Source organism: Rathayibacter sp. AY1C9 (assembly GCF_002932315.1).
Lineage (GTDB): Bacteria > Actinomycetota > Actinomycetes > Actinomycetales > Microbacteriaceae > Rathayibacter.
Genome location: NZ_PSVZ01000003.1, coordinates 35447 through 51181, shown reverse-complemented (window position 1 = coordinate 51181; position 15735 = coordinate 35447). Strand labels below are relative to the sequence as shown.

Here is a 15735-nt window from a genome sequence, read left to right as displayed (position 1 = left end):
TCAGCGCCCCCGATCAGGACAGGTGCCCGGCCTTCTCCATCTGGCGGAGCTCGCGCTTGAGCTCCTGGACCTCGTCCCGCAGCCGGGCCGCGAGCTCGAACTTGAGCTCGCCCGCCGCCTGGAGCATCTGCCCGTTGAGGTCGGAGATGATCGCCTCGAGGTCGTTGCCGCCGTTCGCGGCGAGACCCTGACGGCGCAGGTTCGGCGTCGGGCTCTTCTTCTTGGCGTCGCGCCCGGCGAGCAGCTTGGCGGTGTCGGCCCCCTCGCGGGCGAGGGCGTCGGTGATGTCGGCGATCTTCTTCCGCAGCGGCGTCGGGTCGATGCCGTGGTCGAGGTTGTAGGCGACCTGCTTCTCGCGTCGGCGGTCGGTCTCGTCGATCGCGAGCCGCATCGAGTCCGTCACCTTGTCGGCGTACATGTGGACCTCGCCCGAGACGTTGCGCGCCGCACGGCCGATCGTCTGGATGAGCGACGTGGACGAGCGGAGGAAGCCCTCCTTGTCGGCGTCGAGGATCGCCACGAGCGAGACCTCGGGCAGGTCGAGCCCCTCGCGCAGCAGGTTGATGCCGACCAGGACGTCGTACACGCCCGCCCGCAGCTCCGAGAGGAGCTCGACGCGCCGCAGGGTGTCGACGTCGGAGTGCAGGTAGCGGACCCGGACGCCGGCCTCCGTGAGGAAGTCGGTGAGCTCCTCGGCCATGCGCTTCGTCAGCGTCGTGACGAGCACGCGCTCGTCGCGCTCGGTGCGGCGCTTGATCTCCTCGAGCAGGTCGTCGATCTGGCCCTTCGTCGGCTTGACGACGATCTCGGGGTCGATCAGGCCGGTCGGGCGGATGATCTGCTCGACGATGCCGTCGGCGATACCCATCTCGTAGCGGCCCGGGGTCGCCGAGAGGTAGACGGTCTGGCCGACGCGCGACTTGAACTCCTCCCACTTCAGGGGCCGGTTGTCCATCGCCGAGGGCAGGCGGAAGCCGTGCTCGACCAGCGTGCGCTTGCGGGACGCGTCGCCCTCGTACATCGCACCGATCTGCGGCACCGTCACGTGCGACTCGTCGATCACGACGAGGAAGTCGTCCGGGAAGTAGTCGAGCAGGCAGTGCGGGGCCTCGCCCGACTCGCGGCCGTCGATGTGGCGGGAGTAGTTCTCGATGCCGGAGCAGAATCCGATCTGCTGCATCATCTCGAGATCGAAGGTCGTGCGCATCCGCAGGCGCTGCGCCTCGAGGAGCTTGTTCTGCTTCTCGAGGTCGGCCAGGCGCACCTCGAGCTCCTGCTGGATGGTGTCGATCGCACGGTGCATGACGTCTTGGCTGGCGACGTAGTGCGAGCCGGGGAAGACCGACACGGAGTCGAGCTTCCGGACGATGTCGCCGGTGAGCGGGTGGAGCGTGTAGAGCGCCTCGATCTCGTCGCCGAACATCTCGATCCGGATCGCGAGCTCCTCGTACATCGGGATGATCTCGATCGTGTCGCCCCGCACCCGGAAGGTGCCGCGGGCGAAGTCGACGTCGTTGCGCGCGTACTGCATCGACACGAACTTGCGGATGAGGCGGTCCCGGTCGACCCGCTGGCCGACCTGGAGCGCCACCATCGCCTCGAGGTACTGCTCGGGCTGGCCGAGGCCGTAGATGCACGAGACGGTCGACACCACGATCACGTCGCGGCGGCTCAGGAGCGAGTTCGTGGTGGAGTGGCGCAGCCGCTCGACCTCGGCGTTGACCGAGCTGTCCTTCTCGATGAAGGTGTCGGTCTGCGGGACGTATGCCTCGGGCTGGTAGTAGTCGTAGTACGAGACGAAGTACTCGACGGCGTTGTTGGGGAACAGCTCGCGGAACTCGTTGGCGAGCTGCGCGGCGAGGGTCTTGTTGTGCGCGAGCACGAGCGTGGGGCGCTGCACGGCCTCGACGAGCCAGGCCGTGGTCGCGGACTTGCCGGTCCCGGTGGCGCCCAGCAGGACGACATCGGTCTCGCCGGCGTTGATGCGGGCGCTCAGATCGGCGATCGCGCCGGGCTGGTCACCGCTCGGCTTGTACTCGCTGATGACCTCGAACGGGTGCACGGCACGGGTTGGCTCCATGGTTCGAAGCGTAGCCGCGACCACCGACACCGGACGGCGCGTGCGCTGGCGGCGAACGGGGGTGCGCTCCCCGACCGGGCCGCTCGGGCACGAGGGCGGGTGTCCGGGAGGGACCGTCAGCGGGCGAGCCGCTCCCACAGCGCGTCGGTCCGAGCGAGCGTCTCCTCCAGCGTGCCGGAGGAGTCGATCACGACGTCGGCGAGGGCGAGGCGCTCCTCGTCGCTCGCCTGCGACGAGACCCGCGCACGAGCCTCCTCCTCGGTCAGTCCCCGGAGGGCGACGAGACGCTCGATGCGGAGGGGCTGCGGCGCGTGCACGACGACCACCTCGTCGAACTCCCCCGCTCCACGGCCCTCGGCCAGGAGGGGGACGTCGTAGACGACCACCGCGTCCGGGTCCGCCTCGGCGGCCTCCGCGAACAGCCGCTGCGAGCGGAGCGTCACCGCCGGATGGGTGATCGCATTGAGGTCGGCGCGGGCCGCCGCGTCCGAGAAGACGATCGCGCCGAGCGCCGGGCGGTCCAGCGCGCCGTCCGCGCGGATCACGGACGGGCCGAAGCGCTCGGCGATCGCCGCCAGCGCCGGCTCCCCCGGCTCGACGACCTCGCGCGCGAGGACGTCGGCGTCGACCACCACCGCTCCGTGCTCGGCGAGACGGCGGGCGACAGTGGACTTGCCCGAGGCGATGCCTCCGGTGAGGGCGACGAGATGCACCCGGCCACCCTACCCAGCGCCGTCGCCCGGAACGCCGAACGGCCGGCCCCCGAGGGGACCGGCCGTTCGATGCGATGTGCTCGCGATCAGTTGTTCGAGGACAGCTTCTCGCGGAGCGCGGCGAGCGACTCGTCGTCGGCGAGGGTGCCGCCGGTGGTCGACTCGCTGGTGAAGCCGGCGCCGACCGAGACGCCCTCGGAGACGGTGGCCGCCTCCTCCTGCGACTTGGCCACCTGGGCCTTGTGGGCCTCCCAGCGCGCCTGAGCAGCGGCGTACTCCTGCTCCCAGGCCTCGCGCTGCGATTCGAAGCCCTCGCGCCACTCGTTGGTCTCGGGGTCGAAGCCCTCGGGGTACTTGTAGTTCCCCTGGTCGTCGTACTCCGTGGCCATGCCGTAGAGCGCCGGGTCGAACTCGGTGCCCTCGGGGTCGACGTTCTCGTTCGCCTGCTTGAGCGAGAGGGAGATGCGGCGACGGTCGAGGTCGATGTCGATGACCTTGACGAACACCTCTTCGCCGACCGACACGACCTGCTCGGCGAGCTCGACGTGCTTGCCCGACAGCTCGGAGATGTGGACGAGGCCCTCGATGCCGTCCGCGACGCGGACGAAGGCACCGAACGGGACCAGCTTCGTGACCTTGCCCGGCGCGACCTGTCCGATCGCGTGGGTGCGGGCGAAGACCTGCCACGGGTCCTCCTGGGTCGCCTTGAGCGAGAGCGACACGCGCTCGCGGTCGAGGTCGACCTCGAGGATCTCGACGGTGACCTCCTGGCCCACCTCGACGACCTCGGAGGCGTGCTCGATGTGCTTCCAGGAGAGCTCGGAGACGTGGACGAGACCGTCGACGCCGCCGAGGTCGACGAACGCACCGAAGTTGACGATCGACGACACGACGCCCTTGCGGACCTGACCCTTGTGCAGGTTGTTCAGGAACGTGGTGCGGCTCTCGGACTGGGTCTGCTCGAGGAGCGCGCGACGCGACAGGACCACGTTGTTGCGGTTCTTGTCGAGCTCGAGGATCTTCGCCTCGATCTCCTGGCCGAGGTACGGCGTGAGATCGCGGACGCGGCGCAGCTCGATGAGCGAGGCCGGGAGGAAGCCGCGGAGGCCGATGTCGACGATGAGACCACCCTTGACGACCTCGATGACCGAGCCGGTGACGACGCCGTCCGACTCCTTGATCTTCTCGACGTCGCCCCACGCGCGCTCGTACTGCGCACGCTTCTTGGACAGGATCAGGCGACCCTCCTTGTCCTCCTTCTGGAGGACGAGGGCCTCGACGCTGTCGCCCACGTTGACGACCTCGGAGGGGTCGACGTCGTGCTTGATGGAGAGCTCGCGCGAGGGGATGACGCCCTCGGTCTTGTAGCCGACGTCGAGGAGGACCTCGTCGCGGTCGATCTTCACGACGGTGCCTTCGATGAGGTCTCCGTCGTTGAAGAACTTCAGAGTCTTTTCGACCGCGGCAAGAAAGTCTTCAGCAGACCCGATGTCGTTGATCGCGACCTGCTTGGTTGCCTTGTCGGTCGTTGCGGTTGTCATTAAGGGATGCTCCAGGATGGATGGGTCTCGGGCGGCGGCCGCCTGCGGGCCTCGCGGCTCGGCGGAGTGGTGACCACTGCGGTGGTGAGGGATGTGCCTCCGGCCCGGGAGCCGCGCTCGGCCGGCCGGAGGACCGGCCTTCCTCGCGCGCCGCGGGCACGGCGGCGCCACAGATGTGACACCCCAGCTTAGACGCCCCGGGAGGCGCACGGCAATCTCGCCGCGCCCGTCCAGGCGCGGGTTCCGGAGTCAGCCGGCGAGGGAGGAGCGGAGGGTGTCGAGACCGACGCCGCCGAGGTCGAGCGCCCTCCGGTGGAAGGCCGCGAGCGAGAACGCGGCGCCCTCGCGCGCCTCCGCCTCGTCGCGCAGCTGCTCCCAGATCCGCTGCCCGATCTTGTAGGACGGAGCCTGCCCCGGCCAGCCGAGGTACCGGTTCACCTCGAAGCGCACGAACGCGTCGTCCATGTTCACGTTGGCCCGCATGAAGTCGAGGGCCGACTCGGCGGTCCAGACGGTGCCGGAGCCCGGCATCGGCTTCTGGAGGTGCACGCCGATGTCCAGCACGACGCGCGCCGCGCGCATCCGCTGGCCGTCGAGCATGCCCAGGCGGTCGGCCGGGTCGTCGAGGTAGCCGAAGCGCTCCATCAGCCGCTCCGCGTAGAGCGCCCAGCCCTCGGCATGGCCGGAGGTCCCGGCGAGCTGACGGCGCCAGGTGTTGAGGCGGGCGCGGTTGTGGACGGCCTGGCCGATCTGCAGGTGATGGCCCGGGACGCCCTCGTGGTAGACCGTGGTCAGCTCCCGCCAGGTGGCGAACTCGGTGACTCCGGCCGGGACCGACCACCACATCCGCCCCGGGCGCGAGAAGTCGTCGCTCGGACCGGTGTAGTAGATGCCGCCCTCCTGGGTCGGCGCGATCCTGCACTCGAGGCGGCGCACCTCCTCCGGGATGTCGAAGGCGGTGCCGGCGAGCTCGCGGACGGAGCGGTCGCTGGTCTCCTGCATCCAGGCCTGCAGAGCGTCGACGCCGTGCAGAGTGCGGGCCGGGTCCGCCTCGAGGTGGGCGATCGCCTCGGCGACGGAGGCGCCGGGCAGGATCTCGCGCGCGATCGCCTCCTGCTCGGACGTCATGCGGGCCAGCTCCTCGATCCCCCACTCGTAGGTCTCGTCGAGGTCGACGACAGCGCCGAGGAAGCGGCGGGAGTGCAGCGCGTACAGCTCCCGGCCGACGGCGTCCTGCTCGGTCGCGGCGGGGGCGAGCTCGCCCCGGAGGAACTGCGCGAGCGACCCGTAGGCGGCCGAGGCACGGCGGGCGCCGTCCTCCAGTCGCTGAGCGAGCGACGCGGGCAGGGATCCGGCGGCGGGAGCGGCCTCCGCGGCCAGCTCGGCGAAGAACCCGCGGGGAGCGGCGATCTTCCGCGCCTGCTCGGCGACGAGCTCGACCTGGCGGCGGGCGGGGACCACGCCGGTGCGGATCCCCTCGCGCAGGGTCTCCGCGTAGCCCTCTAGGGCGGCCGGCACGGCCAGCAGCCGCTCGGCGACCGCCTCCCAGTCGGCGACCTCGTCCGTCGGCATCAGGTCGAAGACGTCGCGCAGCTCCTGCGCCGGGGACGCGATCACGTTGAGGTCCCGCAGCGGCAGACCGGCGTCGTGCCCCTCCAGGGAGAGCCGGAGCTCGGCGCCGAGGTCGGCGACCGTGACGCAGTCGACGTCGTCCACGGGGTCGGCGGCCTCGAGCTCGGCGAGGGCCGAGGCGGTCGCCGCCCGGGCCTGCTCGAGACCGGCCGGCGAGTAGTCGCCCAGACGGCCGTTCGCGCCGCTGCGTCCGATCGCGGTGCCGAGGGTGGGGTCGAGGTCGACGAGCGTGTCGACCCAGCGCTCGGCGACGGCGTCGACGGCGGTGGGCTCGCGGGGGGTGTCGGTGCTCATGCCTCCGAGCCTAGCCAGGCCCTGCGGCCGGCTCAGTGCGCGGCGACGTCCCAGTCGGACCCGTGGCCCACCTGCACCTCGAGCGGGACGCTCAGGTCGGCGGCACCCGCCATCCGGCCGCGGACGATCGCCTCGAGCGGCTCCTCCTCGCCGGGGGCGACGTCGAAGATCAGCTCGTCGTGCACCTGGAGGAGCATCCGAGAGCCGAGCCCCTGCTCGTCGAGGTCGGCCTGCACGCCGATCATCGCGCGCTTCATGATGTCGGCGGCCGAGCCCTGGATCGGCGAGTTGAGTGCCGCCCTCTCAGCGTTGTCGCGGAGGACGCGGTTCGCGCTCTGCAGGTCGGGGAACGGACGCCGGCGTCCGAAGATCGTCTCGGTGTAGCCGGTCTCGCGGGCCTGCTCGACGACGCTGCGGAGGTAGTCGCGCACCGCGCCGAAGCGGACGAAGTAGTCGGTCATCAGCTGCTTGGCCTCGGCGCTCGAGATGCGCAGCTGCTTCGACAGGCCGAAGGCGCTCAGGCCGTAGGCGAGGCCGTAGGACATCGCCTTGACCTTGTTGCGCATGGCCGAGGTGACGTCGCCCGGATCGACGCCGAAGATCCGCGATCCGACGAAGCGGTGCAGGTCCTCGCCGGAGTGGAAGGCCTCGATCAGCCCGGCGTCCCCGGAGAGGTGCGCCATGATCCGCATCTCGATCTGCGAGTAGTCGGCGGTGAGGAGGGTGCTCGCCTCCGCTCCGTGGACGAAGGCGGTGCGGATGCGGCGGCCCACCTCGCTGCGGACGGGGATGTTCTGCAGGTTCGGGTCGTTGGAGGAGATCCGGCCGGTGGCCGTGCCGGTCTGGTCGTAGCTGGTGTGGATCCGGCCGTCGGCGGTGACCGACTTCTCGAGCGTCTCGATGATCTGCTTGAGCTTGGTCGCGTCGCGGTGCTCGAGGAGCAGCCCGAGGAACGGGTGCGGGTGGGACTCCTGCAGGTCGGCGAGGGCGGAGGCGTCGGTGGTGTAGCCCGTCTTCGTGGCCCGGGTGCGCGGCATGTCGAGCTCCTCGAAGAGGACCTGCTGCAGCTGCTTGGGCGAGCCGAGGTTCATCTCGTGGCCGATCTCGGCGAACGCGCGGCTCGCGAGGTCGGCGGCCGAGACGGTCAGCTCGGCGCGGAGGCGCGCCAGCACGTCGGCGTCGATCGCGACGCCGGTGAGCTCCATCGTCGCGAGGACCTGGACGATCGGCAGCTCGATGTCGACGAGCACCGAGAGCATCCCCTCGCCCAGCCGCTCGCGCAGCGGAGCGACGAGCCGGTACGCGTACCAGGCCTCGGTGGCGGGCCCCATCGGCTCGACGGTGGGGACCAGCTGGTTCGGGTCGCCCTGCGCCATGGTCTCGTCGAGGTGCTGCGCGACCTGCGCCGCGAGCGTGGCCGGATGCCCGGTGGGCTGCACCAGCCAGGAGGCGACGCGGGTGTCGAACGCGAGCCCCGCGACGGGGAGTCCGGCCCTCCGCAGCGCCTTGATCTGGGGCTTCGCGTCGGCGAAGTACTTGGGGGCGGGCCCGGCCAGCCACTGCTCGAGCGCGGTGTAGTCGGGCCGCTCGGCGGCCCACGGGACGAACGCCGTCTCCTTCTCGACCGCGAGGCCCACACCCTCGAGCCCGCCGGCTCCGAGCAGGACGTGCACGGCGACCGGCGCGGTGCCCTTCGCCGACACGCGGTCGAGCCAGTGCGCGAGCTCCTCGTCGACCAGGGTGCGGACGGCGGGTGCGGAGGTCGTGACCACGTCGCCCGCCAGGGCCGCGGCAGCGCCGTCGACGCCCTCCTCCGCGGCGATCGTGAGGACCCGCTCCTGCAGGGTCTTGAACTCGAGGCGGCTGAAGATCTCGCGGACCGCGTCGGGATCGATCGGACGGCGCGTCAGATCGTGCGGCCCGAGGGGGAGCTCGACGTCCGTCACCAGCCGGTTGAGGCGGCGGTTGCGGAGCGCGTTCTCCTTCTGCTCGCGCAGCTTCTCGCCGACCACGCCCTTGATCTCGTCGGCGTGGGCGATGATGTCGGCGACCGTGCCGTACTGGTTGACCCACTTCGCGGCCGTCTTGGGGCCGACCTTGTCGACGCCGGGCAGGTTGTCGCTGGTCTCGCCGACGAGGGCGGCGATCTCGGGGTAATGGTGCGGCTCGACGCCGTACTTCTCGAACACCTTGTCGCGGTCGTAGCGGGTGAGCTGCGAGACGCCCTGGGTGGAGGGGTAGAGCAGGGTGACGTCCGGGGTCACCAGCTGGATGGTGTCGCGATCGCCCGAGACGACCAGCACGCGGAAGCCGGCCTCGGCCCCCTGGCGCGCGAGCGTCGCGAGGATGTCGTCGGCCTCGAAGTCCTCCTTCGAGACGGTCCGGATGTTCATGGCGTGCAGCGCCTCCTCGAGGAGGGGGACCTGGCCCTTGAACTCGGGCGGCGTCTCGCCGCGGGTGCCCTTGTACTCCGGGTACTCGCGGGTGCGGAACGAGTAGCGGGAGATGTCGAACGCGACGCCGAGGTGGGTCGGCTTCTCGTTCTTCAGCAGCAGGATCAGCATCGAGAGGAAGCCGTGGATGGCGTTCGTGTGCTGGCCCTCGCGGGTCTGGAAGCTGTCGACCGGGAGCGCGTAGAACGCCCGGAACGCCAGGGAATGGCCGTCGACGAGCAGGAGGGTAGGCTGTTCCGGATCTGACACAGGGCCAGACTACACAGCGCCTCCGACACCGGATCGGCCCGCTCGCGCCCGCCGGTCAGGGCCGCTCCGAGGCTCCAGCGCGAGGAGCGACGTGACCGAGCCGACCCCCACCACGACCGCCTGGATCCGCCCGCCCGCGCTCGACCTGGTCGCCGGGATCGGCCGCGGCATGGGCGAGCTCGCCGAGCGGATGGGGATCCTCTGGCACGAGCTCACCCCGCAGCACTCGGTGGCCTCGATGCCCGTCGAGGGCAACCGGCAGCCGGTCGGCATCCTGCACGGCGGCGCGCACGTCGTGCTCGCCGAGTCGATGGGCTCGATCGCGGCGAACGTGCACGCCGGCGCGGGCCGCCTGGCGATGGGCATCGAGCTGAACGCGAGCCACAGCCGGTCGGTCCACTCGGGCTTCGTGATCGCCACCTGCGACGCGATCCACCTGGGCTCCACCCTCACCACCCACGAGATCGTCGTGCGCGACCAGGAGGGGCGCCGCCTCTCCACCGTGCGGATCACCAACATCATCCGCGACGCCCGCTGACGGGAGCGGACGGGTCCCCCTCGCGGGAGCGGAGGGCGACGACCGCGCCCAGGACCGCGACCGCCGTCGGGACCGCCCGCGCCTGCGAGCGACGGGGGATCGACCGGTCGGCCGCGCCGCTCGGGGACCCGGCACCGCGGCGAGCGGCACTGTCAAGCGACGGCGCGCGACTGTGCCCGGTGGTGCCCGAAGGGCGACACTGAGCGGATGAGCCTTCGCCATCTCCTCAAGAGCCTCCCGTCCATGCCCTCCGAGCTGCCCTCGTTCGATGCGGAGGCGGCTCCGGCCGATCCTCTCGAGCTGTTCGCGCAGTGGCTCGAGGAGGCGAAGGACGTTGGCCAGCTCCTCCCCCACGGCGCCACGCTCTCCACCGCCTCCGACGACGGCACGGTCTCGGCGCGCGTGCTCGTGCTGCGCGAGATCGACGAGGCGGGCTGGGCGTTCTCCACCCATGCCACCAGCCCCAAGGGACGCGCCATGGAGGAGAACCCGCACGCCGCGCTGACCTTCTTCTGGCCGGTCCAGGGCCGTCAGGTCCGGGTCGAGGGCCGGGTCGAGCGCGCCTCCGCGCAGGAGTCGGCCGACGACTTCCGCCGCCGCTCCGAGGCCGCTCGCACCGCCCTGCTCGTCGGACGCCAGAGCGAGCCGATGCGCAGCGCGCAGGACTTCGGCCTCGTCACGCTCCAGACCAGCGTCGCCGTGGGCTGCTCGCCCGCGACGCTCGACCGGGAGTGGGCCGTCTACCGCGTCGTGCCCGAGCGCATCGAGTTCTGGCAGGGCTCGACCGCGCCGGAGCAGGATCACACCCGTCTCGAGTACCGCCCGGGAACGAAGGAGGCGGGCGGCTCCCCGTGGGAGCGCACCCGCCTCTGGCCCTGAGGCCGTGGGCCCTCGGGCCCGGCCTCGCGCTAGGCCTTCTTCGTGCTCAGCTGCTCGATGATCGCCTGCGCGACGTCGTGCATGGTGAGCCGGCGGTCCATGGAGGCCTTCTGGATCCAGCGGAACGCCTCGGGCTCGGTGAGCCCCATCTTCTCGTTGAGCAGGCCCTTGGCGCGGTCGACGAGCTTGCGGGTCTCGAAGCGCTCGACCATGTCGGCGACCTCGGCCTCGAGGGTGAGGATCTGGGCGTACCGCGAGAGGGCGATCTCGATCGCGGGCAGCAGGTCGTTGGGCGTGAAGGGCTTCACGACGTAGGCGAGCGCTCCGGCCTCGCTGGCGCGCTCGACGAGCTCCTTCTGGCTGAAGGCGGTGAGCAGGACGACGGGCGCGATGTGCGCCTTCGAGAGGCGCTCGGCCGCCGAGATGCCGTCGAGCTGGGGCATCTTGACGTCCATGATGACGAGATCGGGGCGCAGCTCGGTGGCGAGGGCCACAGCGGTCTCTCCGTCGCCGGCCTCGCCGACGACCTCGAAGCCGTTGTCGCGGAGGATCTCCACGATGTCGAGGCGGATGAGGGATTCGTCTTCGGCGACGACGACCCGACGGGGTGCGGTCGACGAGGGTTCCTGGTCAGTCACGCCGATGAGCCTACGGTATTCTCGACGGGCTGGTGATGAGCCGGTGTGGCGGAATGGCAGACGCGGGGCACTCAAAATGCTCTGTCCGAGAGGGCTTGTGGGTTCGAGTCCCACCACCGGTACCCGCCTGGTCGCGCGGTGCGCGCCTCCGCTCGCTAGCGTCGTCGGATGAGCACCGACCCCTGGCCCCTGTTCTCGCTGGAGCTGCGCACGCCGCGGCTCGAGCTGCATCCGGTCCGCGACGCCGACCTCGGCCCTCTCGCCGAGGCAGCCCTCGCGGGCGTGCACGAGAGCGGCCGCTCGCCGTTCCCCTCCCCCTGGGCCGAGGCGCCGGCGGAGCGCCTGCCCGGCGAGCTCGCCCGCTTCCACTGGTCGCAGCGCGCGCAGACGACGCGGGAGTCGTGGCGCGTCGCGTTCGCCGTGGTCGAGGACGGCCGGGTCGTCGGCTGCCAGGACGTGGTCGCCGAGTCCTTCGCCGCCACCCGCACCCTGACCTCGGGCTCGTGGCTCACCCGCTCGGCGCAGGGCCGCGGCCTCGGGCAGGAGATGCGCGCCGCCGTCCTCCTCCTCGCCTTCGACCACCTCGGAGCCGAGGTCGCCGAGAGCGCCGCTCTCGCCTGGAACACCCGCTCGATCCGGGTCTCGGAGGCCCTCGGCTACCGGCCGAACGGGACGCACCGGATCGTCGGTCCGGACGGTATGTCGGTCGAGGAGCTGCGGTTCCGCGTCACACCGGAGACCCTGGTGCGGCCGGAATGGACGCTGGAGGCCTCGGGGATCGACGCCGCACGAGCGGTCCTCGTCCAGGACCCGCTCGGTCCGCCCTCCCCCGTCTGATTCACCAGAACATCGTGCCCGGCGAGCCCTTGAACGGACCGACCACGCGCGAGGTGATCCAGCCGCCGTAGAAGTCGCCCGGCTGCGGCTGGACCGCCTCGCCGTCGACCGTGCAGGAGTCCATCCGGGCGGGGTAGAGGGCGACCGTGTCGACGAGGGCCTCGAAGCCGTCCATCGGCTCGGGGTACGTCCAGCCCGCCGCCTCCGCGACCGCTCCTCCTCCCCCGCGCACGGTGAGGTAGGAGGCCGCGCCCTTGAACTCGCAGATGCTGCGGCCGGGCGCGGGCTCGAGCGCCCCGGGCGCGAACGAGGACACGGGGAGGTAGTAGACGGGAGGGTGGCTCGTCTCGAGGACGCGGAGAGCGTCGCGGGTCTCGGCGACGACGACGCCGCCCAGCCGCACGACCACGTGCTCGGCGGTGGTCTCGACCCTCGGGGGTCGCGGGTAGTCCCAGACGGATTCCTGGCCCTCGGCGGGCGGCACGCGCTTCATCCCGCTCACGCTACGCGGCGGGGAGCGGTGCTCCGGCGCCTCCCAGAGGATGCCCGGGCGGACGCCGCGGCTCCGCAGATCCCCGCCGCCGGGACGCGCGAGGGCCCCGGTCGCGTAACGTCGTCCCTGCGGCGGAACCCCGAGCCCGCGCGCAGAAGGAATCCAGAGTGCCCACCGAATGCATCCACGGCCTCGACATCGCGCTCTGCGACGTCTGCACCCCGAAGAAGCTCCCCGAGCAGGTCGGCCGTGCCACCCGCGCCCCCGCGCGCGTGCCCGGGACCTCCCGTGCGGCCACCGCCCGTGCCGCCGCCCGCGGCACGGCGCGCGAGAAGCCCCTGCCGAAGGTCGACATCGCCGCGCAGCGGATCTACCACGTCACCCACCTCGACAACCTCGAGGCGATCGTCGCCGCCGGCGCGATCCTGGCGGACCAGCAGCTCCAGGAGCGCCCCGCGATCGACGTCAGCGCCGAGACCACCCGCGAGCACCGCCGTGCCGTGCAGGTGAAGGACGGCGTCAGCGTCGCCGGCTTCGTGCCCTTCTTCCTCTCCCCCGACGCCGCCCTCTGGGCCGACCTGCGCGGCGAGCGGGTCGCTCCGCACTGGTCGCCGAGCGCCCACGAGACCACCGCTTCGCAGTACGTCGTCCTGGTGGGCTCGCTCGCCTCCGCCCCGGTCCTGAGCGACGGCGACGCCTCCCACGTCCTCACGCGCTTCACCGAGGGCGACGCGCTCGTGCGCACCTTCGCGCGCCTCCTGGTCGACGAGCCGGCCCTGCGCAGCGCCGAGGCGCTCGTGCCCGAGCGCTTCCCGCTCGAGGGCGTCGCGACGGTCGGCGTGGCGTCGGTCGCCGCCCGCAACCGCGTCAAGGCTCTCTTCGAGGGCATCGACGCCTCTCCCCGCGTCGCCGTCTACCCGCCGTGGTTCCACCCGGTGGCCGAGGAGGAGTGACCCGGCGCTAGTCGGCCTCGAGGAGGTCGAGGCGGTCGGCCAGGTACCGGCGCAGCGGCATCAGTCCCTGCTCGCTCAGACCGGGCGCCCAGCGCACGAGCACCTCGGAGCCGCGCAGTGCCAGCGGCTCCTGGCCCGACTCGAGCGCTGCGGCGTCGAGTGCGAGGCGCCGCCAGCCGTAGTTGACGATCTCGCCCTCCTGGAACGGACCGTCGAAGGCGGCGCGCCGGATCTCGCGGCGCGCCTCCTGCGACTCGGACTGGTTGTTGGCGTGCAGCGGAGCGACGGCACGCGTGACCGAGCCCGTCGCGAGGAGCTCGCCCTCGCGTCCGAGGAGCACCACGCCGAGGCGCCACGCGCGGGTCACCGGCGCCATCACCGGCTTGCGGCGGAAGCCGAGGATCGCGCGCGGCGTCCGCAGCTCGGCGACGGCCTGGTCGGCGATGCCGCGGGCGTCGAGCTCGGCGGAGACCTGGCGCAGGAGCGCGGCCAGATCGGCGGCGGCCTGCTCGGCCCCGGGTGCTGCGGGCATCGCTCCTCCTCGGCTCGTCCCGCCAGCCTACGGGCGCGGTGTGCACCGGCCACGCCGCTCCGCACCGCTAGCATCGCCTGACGACACCGAGGAGGACGAGCGATGCGCGTCATCATGATGGGCCCGCCCGGCGTGGGCAAGGGCACCCAGGCGGCCGTGCTGTCGCGCGAGCTGGGGGTGCCGGCGATCTCCACCGGCGATCTGTTCCGCGCGCACGTCGCCGACGGCACCGACCTCGGACGGCGTCTGCGGGCGCTCGTGGAGGCCGGCGAGTACGTGCCGGACGAGCTGACGAACGCCCTGGTCGCCGAGCGCATCGCCGAGGAGGACGCCCGGGACGGGTTCATCCTCGACGGCTACCCGCGCACGCTCGCCCAGGTGGACGCGCTGGCGGAGCTCCTCGAGGAGCGGGGCACGCCGCTCTCGTGCGTCGTGCTGCTGACGGCCGACGCGGACGTGGTCCTCGAACGACTGCACGTGCGGGCGCAGGAGCAGGACCGCGCCGACGACGACCCCGAGGTGGTGCGGAACCGGATCGAGGTCTACGAGCGCGAGACGGCTCCTCTGGCGGAGGTCTACGACGAGCGCGAGCTCCTGGTGCGGATCGACGGCTCCGCCTCGCAGGACGAGGTCGCCGCGAGGATCATCGCGGCGTGCCGGCCCGAGTGAGCCGACCCGCCGCGACGCGGGGTCAGATCGCCGAGGCGAGGACCTCGTCGAGCTTGGCCGAGGCCTCCTCGTCGGTGCCCTTCAGGGCGAGCGAGAGCTCCGACACGAGGATCTGACGCGCCTTGAGGAGCATCCGCTTCTCGCCGGCCGAGACGCCGCCGGCCTGCTCGCGGCGCCACAGGTCGCGGACGACCTCGCTGACGCGGTACACGCTGCCGCTGGCCATCTTCTCCTGGTTGGCCTTGAAGCGGCGGGACCAGTTGCTGGCCTCCTCCGCGACGTCGCTGCGCAGGACGTCGTAGACCGCCTGGACTCCGGCGTCGTCGATGATCTCGCGGACGCCGACGAGCTCGGCGTTCTCGACGGGGAGGGTGATGGTGAGCTCGCTGGTGTGCACGTTCATCGTCATGAACGTCTTCTCGACGCCCTTGACCGAGCGCTTCTCGAGCCCGGTGATCGTCACCGCTCCGTGGTGCGGGTAGACCAGGGTCTCGCCGACCTCGAATGTCATCATGTCGTGCCTTTCGTCGTGGGGCGTGGTGGGAGTGAGGAGTCCAGGGGGCGCAGCGGCGCCGCGGCGAGCCAGGCCGGGAGCAGCGCGACGAGGTGCTCGACCAGCTCCTCGTCGGTGCCGTCGAGGGAGCCGGCGAGCCAGGCGCCGACCACGGAGAGGACGCCGCCGGCCGCGAAGACCGCGGTGAGCTCGGGGTCGACCGCGGCGGGGACGTCGACCCGGGCGAGCACCTCGCGGTGCAGGGCGAGCGCCGTGTCGAGCACGGCGTCGTCGGAGGCGACCCGGGCGGAGGCCCGCGCGCGGAGCCGGGCATGGAAGGCGTGGCGGTCGACCAGCCGCTCGACGAGCCGCGAGTAGCCGCGCTGCAGGGCGTCGGCTCCGGAGCGGTCGGCGGGATCGCCCTCGGCGACGTCGGCGACCACGAGGTCCTGGCGGAGCAGCGCGGAGGCGACTCCCGCCGCGTCGTCGAAGTGGGCGTAGAACGAGCTGCGGCTGATCCCGGCCTCGCGCACGATGTCGCTCACCGCGATGCCCTCGGCCCTCTCGCCGTCGCTCTGCATGACGAGCCGCTCGACCGCGTCGAACACGCGGCGGCGGGTGCGCCGGGCTCGCGGATCGGCGGAGCCGAGCGCCGAGGGGGACTCCGCCGCGGGCACGGAGGCGAGGCGGGCGGGAGTCATCGACTTCAGTCTACCACTTCCCGGACAGGTGTACGGGAAG

Annotated in this window: 15 protein-coding genes and 1 tRNA gene; 6 read left to right on the top strand and 10 right to left on the bottom strand. The window is 71.9% G+C overall.

The genetic code is table 11. From position 1 onward, the window contains the following. Nucleotides 1-13: 13 nt before the first annotated feature. The 5 genes from uvrB to polA form a co-directional block, all read right to left on the bottom strand. Nucleotides 14-2080, bottom strand: a complete 2067-nt coding sequence (gene uvrB, locus C5D09_RS03660) for an excinuclease ABC subunit UvrB (RefSeq protein WP_104221901.1) — start codon at nt 2078-2080, stop codon at nt 14-16. Nucleotides 2081-2196: 116 nt separating this feature from the next. Further along, nucleotides 2197-2793 (bottom strand): dephospho-CoA kinase, encoded by a 597-nt coding sequence (coaE, locus tag C5D09_RS03655; RefSeq protein ID WP_104263176.1) that lies wholly within the window; start codon nt 2791-2793, stop codon nt 2197-2199. Nucleotides 2794-2879: 86 nt separating this feature from the next. Beyond that, entirely contained in the window at nt 2880-4334 is a 1455-nt protein-coding gene (rpsA, locus tag C5D09_RS03650) for a 30S ribosomal protein S1 (RefSeq protein WP_104221897.1), read from the bottom strand. 249 nt (nt 4335-4583) lie between these two features. Further along, nucleotides 4584-6260 (bottom strand): DUF885 domain-containing protein, encoded by a 1677-nt coding sequence (locus C5D09_RS03645; protein ID WP_104268632.1) that lies wholly within the window; start codon nt 6258-6260, stop codon nt 4584-4586. 32 nt (nt 6261-6292) lie between these two features. Then, entirely contained in the window at nt 6293-8962 is a 2670-nt protein-coding gene (gene polA, locus C5D09_RS03640; RefSeq protein ID WP_104268631.1) for a DNA polymerase I, read from the bottom strand. 91 nt (nt 8963-9053) lie between these two features. Here polA and C5D09_RS03635 point away from each other — a divergent pair, with 91 nt between their 5' ends. Both C5D09_RS03635 and C5D09_RS03630 read left to right on the top strand, forming a co-directional pair. Then, the gene (locus C5D09_RS03635; RefSeq protein WP_374953047.1) at nt 9054-9500 is read left to right on the top strand and encodes a PaaI family thioesterase; all 447 of its coding nucleotides are present in this window, start codon (nt 9054-9056) and stop codon (nt 9498-9500) included. A 207-nt stretch (nt 9501-9707) separates the two neighbouring features. After that, nucleotides 9708-10379: a pyridoxal 5'-phosphate synthase gene (locus C5D09_RS03630; RefSeq protein ID WP_104268630.1), complete on the top strand. Its 672-nt coding sequence runs from the start codon at nt 9708-9710 to the stop codon at nt 10377-10379. Between the two features lie 29 nt (nt 10380-10408). Here the strand turns inward: C5D09_RS03630 and C5D09_RS03625 are convergent, their stop codons facing one another. Beyond that, nucleotides 10409-11017, bottom strand: coding sequence for an ANTAR domain-containing response regulator (locus C5D09_RS03625; protein WP_104221889.1), 609 nt, complete (start codon nt 11015-11017; stop codon nt 10409-10411). A 39-nt stretch (nt 11018-11056) separates the two neighbouring features. Here C5D09_RS03625 and C5D09_RS03620 point away from each other — a divergent pair. Together C5D09_RS03620 and C5D09_RS03615 are read left to right on the top strand one after the other, a co-directional pair. Further along, nucleotides 11057-11139: transfer RNA gene (locus C5D09_RS03620), tRNA-Leu, on the top strand. A gap of 46 nt (nt 11140-11185) precedes the next feature. Further along, nucleotides 11186-11854, top strand: coding sequence for a GNAT family N-acetyltransferase (locus C5D09_RS03615; protein WP_104260731.1), 669 nt, complete (start codon nt 11186-11188; stop codon nt 11852-11854). 1 nt (nt 11855) lies between these two features. On the opposite strand, the gene C5D09_RS03610 is transcribed toward C5D09_RS03615, so the two are convergent. Next, complete coding sequence (locus C5D09_RS03610) at nt 11856-12347, bottom strand: DUF427 domain-containing protein (RefSeq protein ID WP_104268629.1); 492 nt, start codon at nt 12345-12347, stop codon at nt 11856-11858. A 167-nt stretch (nt 12348-12514) separates the two neighbouring features. Here C5D09_RS03610 and C5D09_RS03605 point away from each other — a divergent pair, with 167 nt between their 5' ends. Continuing rightward, complete coding sequence (locus C5D09_RS03605; protein ID WP_104221883.1) at nt 12515-13300, top strand: DarT ssDNA thymidine ADP-ribosyltransferase family protein; 786 nt, start codon at nt 12515-12517, stop codon at nt 13298-13300. Between the two features lie 7 nt (nt 13301-13307). On the opposite strand, the gene C5D09_RS03600 is transcribed toward C5D09_RS03605, so the two are convergent. Further along, nucleotides 13308-13832, bottom strand: coding sequence for a hypothetical protein (locus C5D09_RS03600; protein ID WP_104263170.1), 525 nt, complete (start codon nt 13830-13832; stop codon nt 13308-13310). A gap of 102 nt (nt 13833-13934) precedes the next feature. Between C5D09_RS03600 and C5D09_RS03595 the strand changes: the two genes are divergently transcribed. After that, nucleotides 13935-14501, top strand: coding sequence for an adenylate kinase (locus tag C5D09_RS03595; RefSeq protein ID WP_104221879.1), 567 nt, complete (start codon nt 13935-13937; stop codon nt 14499-14501). 22 nt (nt 14502-14523) lie between these two features. Here the strand turns inward: C5D09_RS03595 and C5D09_RS03590 are convergent, their stop codons facing one another. Both C5D09_RS03590 and C5D09_RS03585 read right to left on the bottom strand, forming a co-directional pair. Next, nucleotides 14524-15012, bottom strand: coding sequence for a CarD family transcriptional regulator (locus C5D09_RS03590; protein ID WP_068257183.1), 489 nt, complete (start codon nt 15010-15012; stop codon nt 14524-14526). Further along, nucleotides 15012-15695 (bottom strand): TetR/AcrR family transcriptional regulator, encoded by a 684-nt coding sequence (locus C5D09_RS03585; RefSeq protein WP_104221877.1) that lies wholly within the window; start codon nt 15693-15695, stop codon nt 15012-15014. The genes C5D09_RS03590 and C5D09_RS03585 overlap by 1 nt, the downstream gene beginning before the upstream one ends. Nucleotides 15696-15735 lie beyond the last annotated feature (40 nt).

Excerpts from the sequence above, each read along its gene's own strand:
- uvrB (WP_104221901.1), bottom strand. The coding sequence starts at position 2,080 with ATGGAGCCAACCCGTGCCGTGCACCCGTTCGAGGTCATCAGCGAGTAC.
- C5D09_RS03610 (WP_104268629.1), bottom strand. The coding sequence starts at position 12,347 with ATGAAGCGCGTGCCGCCCGCCGAGGGCCAGGAATCCGTCTGGGACTAC.
- C5D09_RS03590 (WP_068257183.1), bottom strand. The coding sequence starts at position 15,012 with ATGACATTCGAGGTCGGCGAGACCCTGGTCTACCCGCACCACGGAGCG.
- C5D09_RS03600 (WP_104263170.1), bottom strand. The coding sequence starts at position 13,832 with ATGCCCGCAGCACCCGGGGCCGAGCAGGCCGCCGCCGATCTGGCCGCG.
- C5D09_RS03595 (WP_104221879.1), top strand. The coding sequence starts at position 13,935 with ATGCGCGTCATCATGATGGGCCCGCCCGGCGTGGGCAAGGGCACCCAG.
- C5D09_RS03645 (WP_104268632.1), bottom strand. The coding sequence starts at position 6,260 with ATGAGCACCGACACCCCCCGCGAGCCCACCGCCGTCGACGCCGTCGCC.
- C5D09_RS03585 (WP_104221877.1), bottom strand. The coding sequence starts at position 15,695 with ATGACTCCCGCCCGCCTCGCCTCCGTGCCCGCGGCGGAGTCCCCCTCG.
- C5D09_RS03615 (WP_104260731.1), top strand. The coding sequence starts at position 11,186 with ATGAGCACCGACCCCTGGCCCCTGTTCTCGCTGGAGCTGCGCACGCCG.
- rpsA (WP_104221897.1), bottom strand. The coding sequence starts at position 4,334 with ATGACAACCGCAACGACCGACAAGGCAACCAAGCAGGTCGCGATCAAC.
- C5D09_RS03630 (WP_104268630.1), top strand. The coding sequence starts at position 9,708 with ATGAGCCTTCGCCATCTCCTCAAGAGCCTCCCGTCCATGCCCTCCGAG.